The sequence below is a fragment of the Sphingomonas koreensis genome, from assembly GCF_002797435.1.
Classification (GTDB): domain Bacteria; phylum Pseudomonadota; class Alphaproteobacteria; order Sphingomonadales; family Sphingomonadaceae; genus Sphingomonas; species Sphingomonas koreensis.
In genome coordinates this window covers 648,325-663,353 of sequence record NZ_PGEN01000001.1, presented here as the reverse complement: position 1 = coordinate 663,353, position 15,029 = coordinate 648,325, and the positions used below count along the sequence as shown (strand labels likewise).

Sequence of the window (15,029 nt, the reverse complement as noted above, 5' to 3'; positions counted from 1 at the left end):
CGGTTCGCCAACCGGGTTAGGAGCAACATCATGCGGCGTCTTCTCCATCTTGCAGCCATTTCCCTGTTCGCGCTTGGAGCGTCCGCGGCGCCCGCCGTGCCGCAGCCGGCGGCTACGCCCGTTCGACCACAGCGGATCGTTTCGCTCAACCTCTGCACCGATCAGCTGCTGCTCGCGCTGGCGGACCGGTCGCAGATCGCCGGGCTCACCAAGAATGCGCGCGACACCGAGATGTCGGCCGCCGCGGCGCATGCGCAGGGCATCACGCTGCTCAAGGAATCGTCGGAGCAGTTGTTCGCGCTGCGGCCCGACCTGATCATCGGCATGCCTGCCAGCCGGCATCCGATGCTGCGCCCGCTGGGTCCGGAGAAATACCGGACGATCGATCTGGGCTATGCCGAAAGCTATCTCACGATCCTCGAACAGATCCGCACCGTTGCCGCGGCGGTCGGCCATCCGGCGCGCGGCGAGGCGCTGATCCGGCGCATGGAGGCGGACCTCGCGAAGATCGGCAAGCTCAAGGGCGGCAAGGTCGCGGCCTATTACCAGCGCCGCGGTTTCATGACCGGCACCGAAACGCTGATCGACGACCTGATGACGCGCACCGGGCTCGTCAATCTCGCAGCGAAGCTCGGCAAGCCGCCGCTCTCGCAGATCAGCCTGGAGGAGATGGTAGCGGCGCGCCCCGATTTCCTGATCGTCGAAAGCGCGACCGACCGGATCACCGATCAGGGGACGGAAATGCTTCACCACCCCGCACTGCGCACTATCCCGCGCATCTCGATCCCCCAGGCGTGGACGGTGTGCGGCAGCCCCGCCTATGTGCTGGCCGCGCGCGGCATCGTTCAGCAGGCCAGCCGCAAACACTAGAATTCGATGCCCTTCTGGGCGCGGACATTCTGCGTGCGGAAGGGGTGCTTCACCTCGGTCATCTCGGTGACCAGGTCGGCGGCGTCGATCAGCGCCTGAGGCGCGTTGCGGCCGGTGATGATGACATGCTTCATCTCGGCACGGGCGGTGACTGCTTCCAGCACCTCCTCGACCGGCAGATAGTCGTAGCGCAGCACGATGTTGAGCTCGTCGGCGATCACCAGCGCATAGGCGGGGTCGGCGATCATCCGCTTGACCTCTTCCCAGCCGGCGCGCGCCGCGGCGATATCCCGGGCGCGGTCCTGCGTGTCCCAGGTGAAGCCTTCGCCCATCCGCTTGAACTCGATCTCGTCCGGGAAGCGGTCGAAGAAGCGTTTCTCGCCGGTGTCGATCGTGCCCTTCACGAACTGCACGATGCCGACCTTCATCCCATGGCCGATCGAGCGCGCAGCCATGCCGAAGGCGGAGGAGGACTTGCCCTTGCCGTTGCCGGTGTGGACGATCAGCAGGCCCTTCTCGACCGTCTTGGTCGCGATCTTCTTGGCCTGAGCCGCCTGGATCTTCTTCATCCGTTCATTGTGCTCGGCGTCGGTCCGGGGCTTCATCGCGTGTCTCCGAAAATGAGAAAGGGGAGGCGGCCCAGGCCGCCTCCCCGGAACGGATCAGAAGGTCAGGCGGATACCGCCATAGGCGCTGCGGCCGAGGGCATTCTTGCCGAAGGCCATCTGATACTGCTTGTCGAACAGGTTGGTGACGCGGCCATAGACCTCGATATTGTCGGTAATCCCGAACGACGCGAGCAGGTCGACCACCTCATAGCCCTTGGTCGCGGGCGAGAAGCTGCTCGACGCGTTGCGGTCGCGATGGCGCAGGCGCGCGGTGACCGAAAGCTGCTCGACCGGCTTGACCGTGACCGAGGTGCTGCCAGCGAATTCGGGGCGGCGCAGGCTTACCCATATGCTGGTCGCCGGGTTCGTCAGCTGATCCGCCTCGAGATAAGTGAGGCTCTGACGGAACGACAGCCAGTCGGCCGGGCGCAACTCGAACGCGATCTCGACGCCCGACTTCCGCGTCTTGCCCAGGTTGATATAGCAACCGGGCTTTGGATTGGCGCAATCATAGGCGATCTCGTTGCTGGTCTTTGCGAAGAAGTACGAGACCTGCGTGCTGAACGCCGAGCCGAAGTTCACATCGATGCCGACATCGCCGCCCTCGCTGGTTTCGACCTGAAGGCCCCAATAGCCATAGACCGGATCGAACAGCTGATAGAGGCCGGGTGCCTTGGCGCCCGTGCCATAGCTCGCGCGCAGCTTGACGTCGCCGCCACCGATGAGGTTTTCGAGGACATAGGCGCCGGTGACACGATAGGTGTCGAAGCTGCCGAAACGGCTATTGTCGTCGATGCGCGCCGCGCCGGTGATGGTCAGCCCGCGTGCCGGACGCAGCACCAGTTCGGCAAAAGCCGCCTTGGTGGTGATCTTGGCGTCGAACGCGCCCGAGAAGCTGGTCAGCTGGTCGGTATATTCTTCCTCGTAATTGGCGCCGACCGAGACGCCGAAGATGCCGCCCTTGTCATAGCTGACATTGGCCGCGAGCACGTCCTTCGTGCCTTCGTACAGGTCGCCATCGGCACGGTTCCAGGTGCCGAAATAACGGCGCTGGGCGACATAGCGGCTCGCCGTCGCGCTGGCGCGCCACGCATTGTCGTCGCTGCGGTAGCTTGCCTGGCCCGCATAGGCCCATTCCTTCTTGCGCACCGTGTCGCTGTTGTCGGAATTGCCGTTGTCGAGATCGGAGTGCGAATCCTGCCAGAAGCCGATCAGCTGCAGGTCGATATTCGAGGTTGCGGCAAGGCCGACACGGCCGCTGAAGCCGTAACGCCAATATTCGTCTTCCTCGACCGAGGTGCCGGTCGCCGGATCGGCCAGCGAGGGACCGTTGTGCTTGTAGCCGCTGGCGGTCAGGCGGAAGTCGAGCGCGCCCTGCTTGCCGATGATCGACGCCGCGCCGTTGAGCGTGTCGTACGATCCATATTCGCCCTGAGCATTGACCAGGATGCCTTCGTCCGTGGCGCGCTTGGTGATGATGTTGACCACGCCGCCGATCGCGTCGGACCCGTAGAGCGAGCTCTGGTTGCCGCGCAGCACCTCGATCCGCGCGATGTCGGCGGTGGTCAGGTGATCCGACTGATACTGCGTGCTGGTCGAGCTGGGGTCGCCCAGCTCGATGCCGTCGATCAGATACAGCACCTGATCGTTGTCCGAGCCGCGGATGCTCACGCTGGTGAGGTCGCCGGGGCGGTCGGAGGTGATCTGGATGCCGGCCAGATCCTGGAAGACATCCTTGACGAAGGTGATCTGGTCGCGCTGCAGATCCTCCGCGGTGATGACCGAGACGGCGCTGCCGATTTCGCTCGGCTTGAGCGGCACGCGGCTGGCGCTGACGACGACGTCGTCGGCGGGCGCCTGGTCCTGCGCGAACGCCGGCATCGCGGCGGCGCTGGCCAGCAGGACGGTCAAATAACGATACTTCACATCAAATCCCCCCGCGTCGAGCAACTGGAAGGCGGGACCTGCCGGATCGCGTCAACGAACGGCCGGCACGCGCGTGCGGGCGGACGCTGGAGGCACCCGCACAAGCGTGACCGTGCGGCCCCGGCCGCATGGTTCGTCGCTCAGACGGAGAGAAACCGTGCCCTGGCCATTCCCTGGACCATGGCAAGAGCGACCCACGCCGGCAGGTCTCCTGGCTCACGGGTCATCGCTCGATGCACGGCCTTCCCGGACCCGAAGATCCAGTGGCCGCCTCCTCGAAAGGGAGGCCAGCGCATCTCGCTCACCGCTTACAGTTGCAGGGACAGCCGCGGACTTGGATGGAAGACCCATCCGCACCGCATTCCCATTGAAGCCCCTTTCGGGGCACCGGCGCGATCAAACGGACGACCGGATTTCTCCCGGCATCCGCGGGCGCCCCTACGCTCAATCGCAGCGAAAGCCAACGGGGAGTTTCAACGGCCGCCTTTCGGCAGCCGGAAGTCGGCGGGGGTGATCCCCGCGCGCTTCATCTTGTCGTACAGCGTCTTGCGCGGGAGCCGGAGCAGCTGGAGTGCGCGATCGACCCGTCCGTTCGCGGCCTGCAGCGCCTCGCGCAGCAGCATCTCCTCATAGCTGCGGACGCGCTGGACCAGCCCTTCCTGCGCCTCGCTTTCCCAGATCCCGGGTTCGGTCAGGCCCAGCGCCGCACTGAACGCGAAATTGCGCAGTTCGCGCACATTGCCCGGCCAGTCATGCCCGATCAGGTGACGGCGGATCGTGTCGGTGATCCGGAAATCGCTGCGCCCTGCCTGCGCGCTCGCCTCCTGCACGAACGCGGCGAACAGCAGGGGGATATCGGCGCGGCGCTCGCGCAGCGGCGGGAGCGACAGGCGCACGACGTTGAGGCGGAAATAGAGGTCGCGGCGGAACTCGCCCCGTTCGATCAGCGCGTCGAGCCCCGGCTTCACCGACGCGATCACGCGCAGATCGAGCGGGATGGGACGTTCCTCGCCAAGCGGAAGAACCTCGCGCTCCTCGATCACGCGCAGCAACCGCGACTGCACAGCCAGCGGCATCCCGTCGATATCGTCGAGGAACAGCGTTCCTCGGCTGGACGCCTCGATCCGGCCGGTGCGGGCGAAGCGGGCGCCCGGCACCGCATCGGCGGCGTGGCCGAGCAGTTCGATCTCGGCATGCGCCTCGGGCAGCGCGGCGCAGCTGACCGCGACGAACGGGCGAGCGCTGCGCGGAGATCCGCGATGCAGCATCGCCGCTACCAGTTCCTTGCCGGTCCCGGTCTCTCCTTCGATCAGCACATCGATATCGGCGCGCGCGACCTGCGCGATCGTCTCGCGCAGGCGAACCATCGCCGGGCTGTCGCCGATCAACGGGCTTTCGGTCCGCGTCGCGGTGTCCGCGCGCAGCCTGCGGTTGTCGAGCACCAGTCCGCGCGCCGCCAACGCCTTGCTTGCGGACGCGGCGAGGTGTCCGGCGGCAAAGGGTTTGGCGAGGAAATCGAACGCGCCGTCCTGCAACGCGCGCACCGCCATCGGCACATCCCCGTGCCCGGTAATGAGGATCACCGGGATTTCGGGATCGATCGCGCGGATACGCTCGAAGAACTGCATACCGTCCATCCCCGGCATCCGGATGTCGGTGATCACGGCGCCCGCAAAGTCCGGGGTGATCGCGCCGAGCGCCGCCTGAGCACTGGCGAAGGGCCGCACCGCGAGCCCGGCCAGCTCCAGCGTCTGTACATTCGCCTCGCGCAGCGCGGCATCGTCATCGACGAAGAGAAGGGCCGGTTCAGCCATGTCCCGCCTCCGGCAGCTCGAGGCGGAAGGCGGCGCCGCCGAGCGGGGAGGGGATGGGGCTCAGCTCGCCGCCGAATTCGCGCGCGATGTTGCGGGCGATCGGGAGGCCGAGGCCAAGGCCTTCGGCGCGACCGGTAACGAACGGCATGAACAGCTCACCGGCAAGCTCCGGCGCGACGCCGAGGCCATTGTCGGCAACCTCGATCATGATCCGGGCATCGGTGCGGGCGGTGACGATGCGGATGACGGGCGCCTTCTGCCCGGCAAGCGCGTCGAGTGCGTTCTGGATCAGGTTGATGAGAATCTGTTCCAGCCGTACGCGGTCGGCGGTGACATGCAGCCCTGCGGGGCCGGTGCGTTCGAGGACCACGCCCTGCGCGCGGACCCGGTCGCCGATCAGCAGCAGCGTCGATTCGATGACCGCATCGACATCGACTGCGCCGGTTTCAGGGGTGCGCCGCCGCGCGAAATTGCGCAATTCGGCGGTGATCGTGCCGATCCGCTGGGTCAGATCGACGATCCGCCCCAGATTCTCGTCCGCGCGGCCGCTGTCGCCGCGGGCGAGGAAACCCTGTGCATTCTCGGCGAAGCTGCGGATCGCGGCGACCGGCTGGTTGATCTCATGCGCGACGCCTGCGGTGATCTGCCCCAGCGATCCGAGCCGGTTGGCCTGCGCCAGCTCCTCACGCGCGGCGCGATAGCGTTGGTCGGCAAGCGCGCGTTCGCTGCTCTCGGCGACCAGCTGGGCATTGGTTTCGCGCAGTTCTGCGGTGCGCTCGGCGACCTGGCCTTCCAGCGCGCGCTGTGCGGCGATCTGGATCAGACGGCGCTCGCGTGCGCGCCACAGCAGCAGCAGCGCACCCGCGATGGCGAACAGCGCACCCAGCGAAACGAGCCGGGCATTGGCATTGGCGCTGCGCATCGCCGGATCGAGCGGGTAGAGGACGCGCATCTGCGCGCCGGCGAGCGGGATTTGCATGGTGGCGAGGCGGTTGCCCGGCGTCTCGCCGCCCATCCGTGCATCAGCCCCGTCGATCGTGAGCGGCAGCGGATCGAGCGGGAGGCTGCCATATTGGCGCGTCGCGCGGATCGCGGCCCGGTCGTCTGCGCCGAGTCGACCGATCGTGCCGAAACGCCAGCGCGGCTCGCTGGTCACGATCACCACGCCATGCGGATCGGTGACCAGGGTCCTGCCCTGCTGACGCGCCCAGGCGGCCTGCATCGCTTCGAACTCGATCTTGACGACGATCACCCCGAGCGGGCGTGCCGCATCCCCGATGCGTCGGGCGAGATAGAGGCCGGGCCGCCCGCTCACCGTGCCGAGCGCGAACAGCTCCGCACCGCCATCGCGGACCGCACCCTGGAAATAGGGACGGAAGCCATAATCCTGCCCGACGAAGCTCGCGGGGAGGCGGTAGTTGCTCGCGGCGATGGCGCGGCCCTGCGCGGTCAGCACATAGATCGCCGCGGCGTCGGTACGCTGCGCAAGTAGCTCGAGCCGCGCATTGATCCGCTCGGCCACGGCGGTGTCGCGCGTTTCCAGCATCGCGCGTACATCGGGATATTCGGCGAGCACCAGCGGGAGCAGCCGGAACTTCTGAAGCTCGCTCGCGAACAGGCCGGCATTGTCGCGCGCCAGCTGCGCCGCGGCGCGGTCGGTTGCGGACACCGCCTGCTGCTGCGCGACGCGGAAGGCAAGGATCGTGATCAGCGCGAGCAGCACTGCACCGGCGGCGGCCAGCAGTACGAGACTCCGGGTCGATCGGGTCACGCTCTTCATTTGTGCGGAATATCACACATTCTGCGATTCCCATGTGCGTATTCTTGCACGGAATTGCAGGCGCTGACGGACTGTTGTTTCATGCAAATCAATGACTTGGCTTTGATTTTGGGTTTTGCGCGATCGCCGGATGATAACGATGCAGCTGCTGAACGCAGCCCAGAATCGACGCCGGAAAGGCGCGATGGGAGGATCTGAATGGCGATTGCACTGGATTATGCGAGTGAGCCGCAGCGGCGTCGTGGGGCGTGGTACGGGCAGCTGTACGTGCAGGTGCTGGTGGCGATCGCTGCGGGTGTGAGCGTGGGCTATTTCTGGCCGGATGCGGGTGCCTCGCTGAAGCCTTTGGGCGATGCGTTCATCAAGCTGGTGAAGATGATCATCGCGCCGGTGATCTTCCTGACGCTGGTGACCGGGATCGCGGGGATGACCGAGCTCAAGTCGGTGGGCCGGGTCGCGGGCAAGGCATTTGCGTACTTCCTGTTCTTCTCGACGCTGGCGCTGGTGGTCGGTCTGATCGTCGCCAACACGGTTCAGCCGGGCGCTGGGATGAACGTCGATCCGGCCAGCCTCGATACCGGGGCGGTCAAGGATTATGTCGCCAAGGCGCATGACAGCTCGATCGTCGGCTTCCTGATGGCGATCATCCCGACGACGCTGGTGTCGGCGCTGACCGGGGAGTCGCTGCTCCAGGTGCTGCTGGTATCGATCCTGTTCGGGATCGCGCTGTCGATGGTGGGCGAGCCGGCGGCGCCGGTGCGCGACCTGCTCGAGAAGACGGGCCTTGTCGTGTTCAAGCTGGTCGGCATCCTGATGCGCGCGGCGCCGGTGGGGGCGTTCGGGGCGATGGCCTTCACCATCGGCAAGTACGGCATCGAATCGCTCGCCAACCTGGCGGGGCTGGTGGCGACCTTCTACCTCACCTCGGCGATCTTCGTGGTGGTGGTGCTGGGCGTGGTCGCAAAGCTCGCCGGTTTCTCGATCTTCAAGCTGATCCGCTATCTGCGTGCCGAGCTGCTGCTGGTGCTGGGCACCTCCTCGTCCGAAAGCGCGCTGCCGAGCCTGATGGACAAGATGGAGCGGGCGGGTTGCGCCAAGCCGGTGGTCGGCCTGGTCGTGCCGACGGGCTATTCGTTCAACCTCGACGGCACCAACATCTACATGACGCTGGCGGCGCTGTTCATCGCGCAGGCGTGCAATGTCGATCTGAGCCTGGGCGACCAGATCGCGCTGCTGGCGATCGCGATGATCTCGTCCAAGGGCGCGGCGGGGGTGACGGGGGCAGGGTTCATCACGCTGGCCGCGACGCTGTCGATCGTGCCCGACGTGCCGGTCGCGGGCATGGCGCTGATCCTGGGCATCGACCGGTTCATGTCCGAATGCCGCAGCCTCACCAACTTCATCGGCAACGCCGTCGCCACCATCGTCGTCGCCCGTTGGGACAACGCCCTCGACACCGCCGCACTCCACCACGCCCTCAATGCGCCTACTGCCCCAGGCGCCGCACGACCGGCCACCGAAAGCGACATGGACTAGACCACGACATCAGGAAGAGCGGGCGACGATCCGCCTTCCGGCAAGGGAGAGAAGAAATGACTGACCGCAACAGGCTCCGCACCTTGGCCGCCGGGACCGCGCTGATCGCGCTGGCGCTGCCGGCCTATGCCCAGCAAGCCTCGCAGGCCGACACTGCCGCCGAAGAAGCCCCGCCCGCCGAGGTCGTCGTGGTCGGCACCCAGATCAAGGGCAAGGACATCACCACCGCGCTGCCGGTGTCGGTTGTCGATCGCAACCAGATCGATGCGACCGGCGCGCTGTCCGGCGACGACCTGATCCGATCGATCCCCCAGGCGGGCGACGTGACCTTCAACGAAGCCAACAATCCGCAGACCAGCAATGCCGCGCGCGGCGACGTCAACTCGATCAACCTGCGCAACCTGGGTGTCGGCAACACGCTGACCCTGCTCAACGGCCGCCGTCTGGTGAACCACCCGACCAGTCAGGCGGGCGACGGCAACGTGCCGGTGCTCGGCTACAACTCCAACGCGCTGCCCGTCGCCGGGCTCGAGCGGCTCGAGATCCTGCGCGACGGCGCGTCGGCGATCTATGGATCGGACGCGGTCGCAGGCGTGGTCAACACCGTCACGCGCGGCGATTATGACGGCGCCGAGCTCAACTTCCGCTACGGTTTCGCCGAGGGCACCCACCGCAAGGAGTTCGAAGGCACGGCGATGGTCGGCCACAATTTCGACGAGGGCCGCGGCAATTTCTCGCTGTTCTTCAACTATGTCCGCCGCACCGCGCAGCTCGCCGAAGATCAGCCCTACACCGCGACCGACAACCTCCTGTCCTATTTCGCGGATGACCCTGCCTATGCCGGCAACCTTGCCGCCGACGGCCGCGCGACGCAGAGCCCCTGGGCGAACCTAGCTGTCGTCGGCGGTCCCGGTACGATCCGCCGCAGCCCGGGCAATCAGGCGCTGACCTCATCGGCCGGCGCGTTCCACACCCAGTCGGCGCTCAACCCCGGCTGTCTCGTCACGATCAATTCGAACGTCTGCTATGGCAGCGGCACCCGCGCGACCGCTTCAACCCTGCGCAGCGAGCGGTTCGACACGCGCCCCGGCACCACCGTCACCCCGTCGTTCAACCGCTACAACGCCTTCTTCACCGGCCGCTACGAGCTGAGCGACGCCGTCGAGCTCTATACCGAACTCGGCTATTATCTCGCCGATACCCAACGCATCCAGCCGCCGACGATCAACCTAAACGCGATCGTCATCCCGGCGAGCAATTACTGGAACCCGTTCGGTCCCACCACGTTCGCCAACGGCCAGGCCAACCCCAATCGCATTCCGGGCCTTACCAACGTGCCCGCTGCCGGCCTGCCGGTGCGCCTGTCCACCTACCGCTTCGTCGATGCCGGCAATCAGGTGGTGAATGTCGAGAATTGGCAGTCGCGCTTCCTGCTCGGCGCGCGCGGCAAGATCGGAACGTTCGACTACGATACGGCGGTCCTCTATTCGGAGGCGCAGTCGCGCGACAGCTCCAACGCGATCGACATGACCCTGCTCCAGCGCAACCTCGCGCTCTCGACGCCGGACGCCTACAACCCGTTCAGCGGCGGCTGCTCCGCAACCCCGTCGCTCGGCGATTGTTCGCCCGCGAGCCAGGCGACGATCGACTCGTTCAGCTTCAACCTCGTCCGCAAGTCGAAGACCAGCCTGCTGCTCGGCGATTTCAAGCTCTCCAACGCCAATCTGTTCGATCTGCCCGCGGGCGGCCTCGGCATCGCGCTTGGCATCGAGGGGCGGCGCGAGACCCAGCAGGATATCCGCGACCCGCGCCTCAACGGCACCATCACCTTCACCGACATGGTGACCGGCGAGACCAACCTGTCCAACGTCGCCGCGGTCAGCCCGACTCCCTCGGTGCGCGGCAGCCGTACCGTCTTCTCGGCCTTTGCCGAGCTGGCCGTGCCGGTCGTCTCGCCCGAGATGAACATTCCGCTGATCCACCGGCTCGACCTGCAGCTCGCCGGGCGGTTCGAGGAATATTCGGACTTCGGATCGGTCGCCAAGCCCAAGATCGCCGCGGCCTGGGACATTATCGACGGGGTGCGCCTGCGCGGTTCGTGGTCGCAGGGCTTCCGCGCGCCAAACCTCGAGCAGACCAAGACCGTCGCCTATTCGCGCCTCAACTCCAACACCGACTATTTCCGGTGCGAGGCCGATCTGCGCGCCGGCCGGATCGCCAACTATTCGGCGTGCAGCCGCGGGATCAGCTATTCGATCTTCATCAGCGGCAACCCCGACCTGAAGCCCGAAGAAAGCACCAACTGGACGGTCGGTACGGTGATCGAACCCAAGTTCATCCCGTCCGAATATGGCCGCCTGACGCTGACCGCCGATTTCTGGTCGATCCAGCAGACCGGCATCGTCGGCCAATTCGGCGCACAGAACGCGCTGGTACTCGACTATCTGTTGCGGCTTCAGGGATCGAGCAACCCGAACGTGATCCGATCGGCCCCGTCCGCCGACGACACGCCGGTATTCGCCGGCACCAACCTGACCCCGGCGGGCGCGGTGACTCGCATCAACGACCAGTTCGTCAACCTGCTGCCCCAGACCGTGCAGGGCATCGACCTGGCGCTGCTCTACAATGTCCGCACCGGCATCGGCCGGTTCGACGTCGCGATCAACGCGGCGCGGCTGACCAAATTCTCTCGCGATACTCCACCCGCGGTGCAGGCGCTGTTCGACGCGCGCAATGCGGGCCAGATCAATGCAGCAACTCCGCTCACCGATGCCACCGACCTGCTCGAGGAGCGCGGCAAGCCCAAATGGCGGCTCACCGGATCGCTCACCTGGAGCCACAAGGGCTTCCAGATCGGCGCGTTCGGCAACTATATCGGCAAGGTCTACGACACCAACTTCCTCGACGCGCAGGGCAATCCCTATCCGCTCGAGGGCAAGGCGTTCTTCAACCTCTATGCCCAGTATCGCGTCCGTAAGGGTCCGCTCGAGGATACGCGCTTCCGCATCGGTGCGCGAAACATCTTCGATACCCAGCCGCCGATCACCGCCGACGGCTATCTGGGCTCGCTCTACGTGCCCTATGGCCGCTACATCTACGCCTCGATCGGCAAGAAGTTCTGAGGGGACATGATGCGCTGGCTCGCCGCTTTCGTCCTGCTCTTCCTCGCGGTTCCGGCTGCCGCGCAGGGCGGGGAGGTGATCACCCTGTGGCCCGGCGCGATCCCGGGCAGCGGCGGGCCCGCGGGGCCGGAAAAGATCGGGAGCGAGGGATCGGCGACCGGATCGGTCTCCAACGTCACCGTGCCGCGCATGGTGATGGTGCGGCCGAAAAAGCCCAACGGCGCGGCGGTGCTGGTGATCGGCGGGGGCGGCTATTTCCGCATCCAGATCGGCAGCGCCGCGATGCCGACCGCGCAGTGGCTGGCGGGGCAGGGCATCACCGCCTTCGTCCTCTACTATCGCCTGCCGGGCGACGGCTGGAACGCCGACGCGCCATTCCAGGACGGGCAGCGCGCGATGCGGCTGCTGCGCGGCAACTGGAGGACATTGGGGATCGATCCGAAGCGGATCGGCGTGCTCGGCTTCTCGGCAGGCGGGCATCTTGCCGGGACGCTGGCAACGCGTGGGGGCGATGATTTCTACCCGGCGGGCGACGCCGTCGATCAGGTCAGCGCGGTGCCGGACTTCGCGGCGCTGATCTATCCGGTGGTGTCGATGCGCGCGCCGATCGATACCACCCGCACCTTTCGCGAATTGCGGGGGTTGCACAACTTCCGTGACGCCTTTTCGGTCGAGGCGAATGTCAGCGCCGCAACTCCGCCGATCTTCCTCGCCCATGCCGCCGACGATCCCATCGCCGCGCCGGAACACAGCCTGCGGCTCCACGCCGCGATGCTGGCGGCCAGGCGACCGGTGGAACTGCACCTGTTCGAGACCGGCGGTCACAGCTTCGGCCTTGGGAAACCGGGCAGCGCGGTCGCCGCATGGCCAGAACTGTTCCGCAGCTGGGCCGGCCGTCATGGCTGGCTTGCCCCCCGCTAGAAGTTCCAGTCGAATCCGATCCGGACGCTGCGCGGGCGCAGCGGGGTGATCTGATCGCGATCGCGGATCAGGAACGGAGAGCCGAGCGCGAAGCGATTGCCGCGTGAATCGAGCAGGTTGGTCAGCGTCAGGCTGATCCCGCGCCGCTCGTTTCCGATCCGCGCCTCCAGCCCGGTATCGAGATAGTCGCCCTGCAGCTTTTCGAGGATCGGTCCCACACCCAGGGTCGATTGCCCGACATAGCGGGCGTGGCCGTCCAGCTTGAACGAGTCCCCCGACGTCAGCTCGGTGGTGTAGGAGAAGCCGATCCGCCCGGTGGCGTCAGCGACGTTGGGAAGCCGGTCCGCCGGGATTCCCGATGGATCGATCGGCAGCAGGATCACGTCGCGGCGAGTGACGCTGCTGTCGTTGAGATAGACGGACGCGTCGATCTCGAGCCCCGGGATCGGGCGCCAGCGGCCCGCGACGCCCAGCGAGAACACCTCGCCATCGCCGATATTCGCCGTGGTGGGAAAGCCGAAGCCGTCGATCAGGTCGGCCTGGATATGCTTCCAGTTGGTCCAGGATCCGCTCACCGCCAGGTCGAACCGGTCGCCGATATAGCGGCTGCCCGCTTCCAGCGTTGTCACGCGATCGCCTTCGAACCGCTGCACATAATCCTGCCGCACCGCGATACCGCCGGGACGGAACCCCTGCTGCAGGCGCGCGAACAGAGTCAGCCGGTCGTCCGGCCGCCAGGCAAGCGCCGCGGAGGGAAGGAGCCGGGTTTCGCTGCGGCTCGCGCGCGCGCCGGGGTCCTTGCGATAGGCGAGCGTCTCGAGCACGTCTTCTGACCGCCCGGAGAGGCTGGCATGGGTCAGGCGCGATCCAAGGGTGAGCGTCAGCCGCGGCATCGGCTCGATCGTCACTTCGCCATAGAGCGTCGCTTCGTTGACCTTGTTGGTCACCCCGGTCATCGGCTGGAACACGGCCATCGACCAGACATAGTCGCGCGTCGCTGCGGCCGAGTTGCTCTGGATGGTCCCGATCGGAACCGAGGGGGCGAGCGTCGGCGCGATATCCATGCGCCGCTCGACACGCGCATTGTTGCGCAACAGGCTCGCCGCCAGCAGCCAGCCGGTCCCGTCCGGGCCGCGCCGGGCGAGGCGCGTCTCGAAGGTCAGCATCGAAATACGGTTGGCCTGCGAATAGCCGGTGCCGGGCGCATCCGCGTTCGGCTGTGCGTCTGGCATCCCGACATCGCTCAGCGCCTGCCCCTCGAACATCTCGAAGACATATTGCCGGGCATAGCCGAGCGACGTGGTGAGCTCGAGATCGTCCCAGCGCTTGCGGACGACCAGGTCGGCGAGCCAATAGTCGCTGCGGAACGGTTGGGCGATGTTGCTGATCCGCCTCAGATCGCCTGCGCCGCGCTCGGCATATTGGCTGTCGTCGCCGCGGATCTTCTGGCCGACCCCGGTCAGGTCGACCAGCCAGCCGTCGCCGGCATCGAAGCGCAGCGCGCCGCGTCCGCCGAAGGTGTGCACGCGATTGACGTCGCGCAGGCCGCGGCCGATATCGTCGATATAGCCGCCCTCCACCGATCCGAAGGCCAGGCCGCGAAAGGCGAGCTTGTCGTCGATCAGCGGAACGTTGACGATCGCGCCGCCATCGACCGATGGTTGCCCGTGCTGGACGCCGGTCATCCCGCCCCACGCAGCGCCTTCGGTCGAATGCAGCAGCGGCGCGCGCGGCACGATGCGCACGACTCCGCCGAGCGAGCCGGCGCCGTAGAGCGTCCCTTGCGGCCCTTCCAGCACCTCGATGCTCTGCACGTCGTAGAGGCGCAGATTGGGGTCGGGCGCGCTGTAGGTGATGCGGCTGTTGCCCCAATATTGACCGACCGTCGCCTGGGTCGGCCCGACAAAGCTCGAATCGGCGATGCCGCGCACGAACAGCTTGTTGCGGCCCGGGCCGAGATGAGTGGAGACGACGCTGGCGATGCGTGTCTCGATCGCGCCGGTGCCCTGCAGGCCGTCCGCGGGCGAAAGGCTGTCGCCCGAGATGATCTGGACCCCGCCCGGATAGGCGCCGAGCGGAACGTCACGCTTGGTGGCGGTGACGACCACCTCGATCGGTTCTTCGGGCTCGGCTGGCGGAACCGGGGCAGGACGGGGGGGAAGCGGGCGAGGGGCGGGGCGCGCAGCCGCGGGGGCGCGCTCGATCAGATAGGTGGCGGCGGCGACCTGGCGAGCGCGGGCGCCCGTGCCGCGCAACGCGCGCTCGAGCGCGGCGCTCGCGGTCAGCTTGCCGCGTACCGCCCGTACGCGCACGCTGGCCAATGACGGATCGCGAAAGCCGATGCTTGCGCCGGACTGCCGGCTGAGCATGCGGACGGCAGCGTCGAGGCGCATTTCCGGCAGGCGAATGTCGGCCGTCCGCTCCTGCGCAATCGCAGGAGACGCCATCAGGA

Annotated in this window: 9 protein-coding genes and 1 riboswitch; of the genes, 4 read left to right on the top strand and 5 right to left on the bottom strand. The window is 66.8% G+C overall.

Going from position 1 to position 15,029, the window contains the following annotated elements:
* Positions 1-30 precede the first annotated feature (30 nt).
* Entirely contained in the window at positions 31-870 is an 840-nt protein-coding gene (locus tag BDW16_RS03095) for an ABC transporter substrate-binding protein (protein WP_066575791.1), read from the top strand.
* Here BDW16_RS03095 and cobO read toward each other — a convergent pair.
* The 4 genes from cobO to BDW16_RS03075 form a co-directional block, all read right to left on the bottom strand.
* Positions 867-1,475 carry a cob(I)yrinic acid a,c-diamide adenosyltransferase gene (gene cobO / locus BDW16_RS03090; protein WP_066575788.1) on the bottom strand — a complete coding sequence of 203 codons (609 nt, stop codon included), beginning with the start codon at positions 1,473-1,475 and terminating at the stop codon, positions 867-869. The genes BDW16_RS03095 and cobO overlap by 4 nt on opposite strands.
* A gap of 57 nt (positions 1,476-1,532) precedes the next feature.
* Complete coding sequence (locus BDW16_RS21235) at positions 1,533-3,404, bottom strand: TonB-dependent receptor plug domain-containing protein (RefSeq protein ID WP_100362698.1); 1,872 nt, start codon at positions 3,402-3,404, stop codon at positions 1,533-1,535.
* A gap of 184 nt (positions 3,405-3,588) precedes the next feature.
* Positions 3,589-3,810: riboswitch (cobalamin riboswitch) on the bottom strand.
* A gap of 67 nt (positions 3,811-3,877) precedes the next feature.
* Positions 3,878-5,218, bottom strand: a complete 1,341-nt coding sequence (locus BDW16_RS03080) for a sigma-54-dependent transcriptional regulator (RefSeq protein WP_066575785.1) — start codon at positions 5,216-5,218, stop codon at positions 3,878-3,880.
* A complete protein-coding gene (locus tag BDW16_RS03075) occupies positions 5,211-6,989 on the bottom strand; it encodes a sensor histidine kinase (RefSeq protein ID WP_164519395.1) in 1,779 nt (592 codons plus the stop codon). Before BDW16_RS03075 ends, BDW16_RS03080 begins: the two co-directional genes overlap by 8 nt.
* A gap of 207 nt (positions 6,990-7,196) precedes the next feature.
* Here BDW16_RS03075 and BDW16_RS03070 point away from each other — a divergent pair, with 207 nt between their 5' ends.
* Genes BDW16_RS03070 through BDW16_RS03060 form a run of 3 tightly spaced genes read left to right on the top strand, consistent with a single transcriptional unit; the run spans position 7,197 to position 12,577 of the window.
* Positions 7,197-8,534: a dicarboxylate/amino acid:cation symporter gene (locus BDW16_RS03070; RefSeq protein WP_100362697.1), complete on the top strand. Its 1,338-nt coding sequence runs from the start codon at positions 7,197-7,199 to the stop codon at positions 8,532-8,534.
* Between the two features lie 56 nt (positions 8,535-8,590).
* The gene (locus tag BDW16_RS03065; RefSeq protein WP_066580156.1) at positions 8,591-11,656 is read left to right on the top strand and encodes a TonB-dependent receptor domain-containing protein; all 3,066 of its coding nucleotides are present in this window, start codon (positions 8,591-8,593) and stop codon (positions 11,654-11,656) included.
* A 6-nt stretch (positions 11,657-11,662) separates the two neighbouring features.
* Complete coding sequence (locus BDW16_RS03060) at positions 11,663-12,577, top strand: alpha/beta hydrolase (RefSeq protein ID WP_100362696.1); 915 nt, start codon at positions 11,663-11,665, stop codon at positions 12,575-12,577.
* On the opposite strand, the gene BDW16_RS03055 is transcribed toward BDW16_RS03060, so the two are convergent.
* Positions 12,574-15,024, bottom strand: a complete 2,451-nt coding sequence (locus BDW16_RS03055; protein ID WP_083954372.1) for a TonB-dependent receptor — start codon at positions 15,022-15,024, stop codon at positions 12,574-12,576. The two genes, BDW16_RS03060 and BDW16_RS03055, sit on opposite strands and share 4 nt — an antisense overlap.
* Between the last annotated feature and the right edge of the window lie 5 nt (positions 15,025-15,029).

Bases quoted from the DNA above. Each gene is read 5' to 3' on its own strand.
- BDW16_RS03095 (WP_066575791.1), top strand. From the start codon at position 31: ATGCGGCGTCTTCTCCATCTTGCAGCCATTTCCCTGTTCGCGCTTGGA.
- cobO (WP_066575788.1), bottom strand. From the start codon at position 1,475: ATGAAGCCCCGGACCGACGCCGAGCACAATGAACGGATGAAGAAGATC.
- BDW16_RS03080 (WP_066575785.1), bottom strand. From the start codon at position 5,218: ATGGCTGAACCGGCCCTTCTCTTCGTCGATGACGATGCCGCGCTGCGC.
- BDW16_RS03070 (WP_100362697.1), top strand. From the start codon at position 7,197: ATGGCGATTGCACTGGATTATGCGAGTGAGCCGCAGCGGCGTCGTGGG.
- BDW16_RS03065 (WP_066580156.1), top strand. From the start codon at position 8,591: ATGACTGACCGCAACAGGCTCCGCACCTTGGCCGCCGGGACCGCGCTG.
- BDW16_RS03060 (WP_100362696.1), top strand. From the start codon at position 11,663: ATGATGCGCTGGCTCGCCGCTTTCGTCCTGCTCTTCCTCGCGGTTCCG.
- BDW16_RS03055 (WP_083954372.1), bottom strand. From the start codon at position 15,024: ATGGCGTCTCCTGCGATTGCGCAGGAGCGGACGGCCGACATTCGCCTG.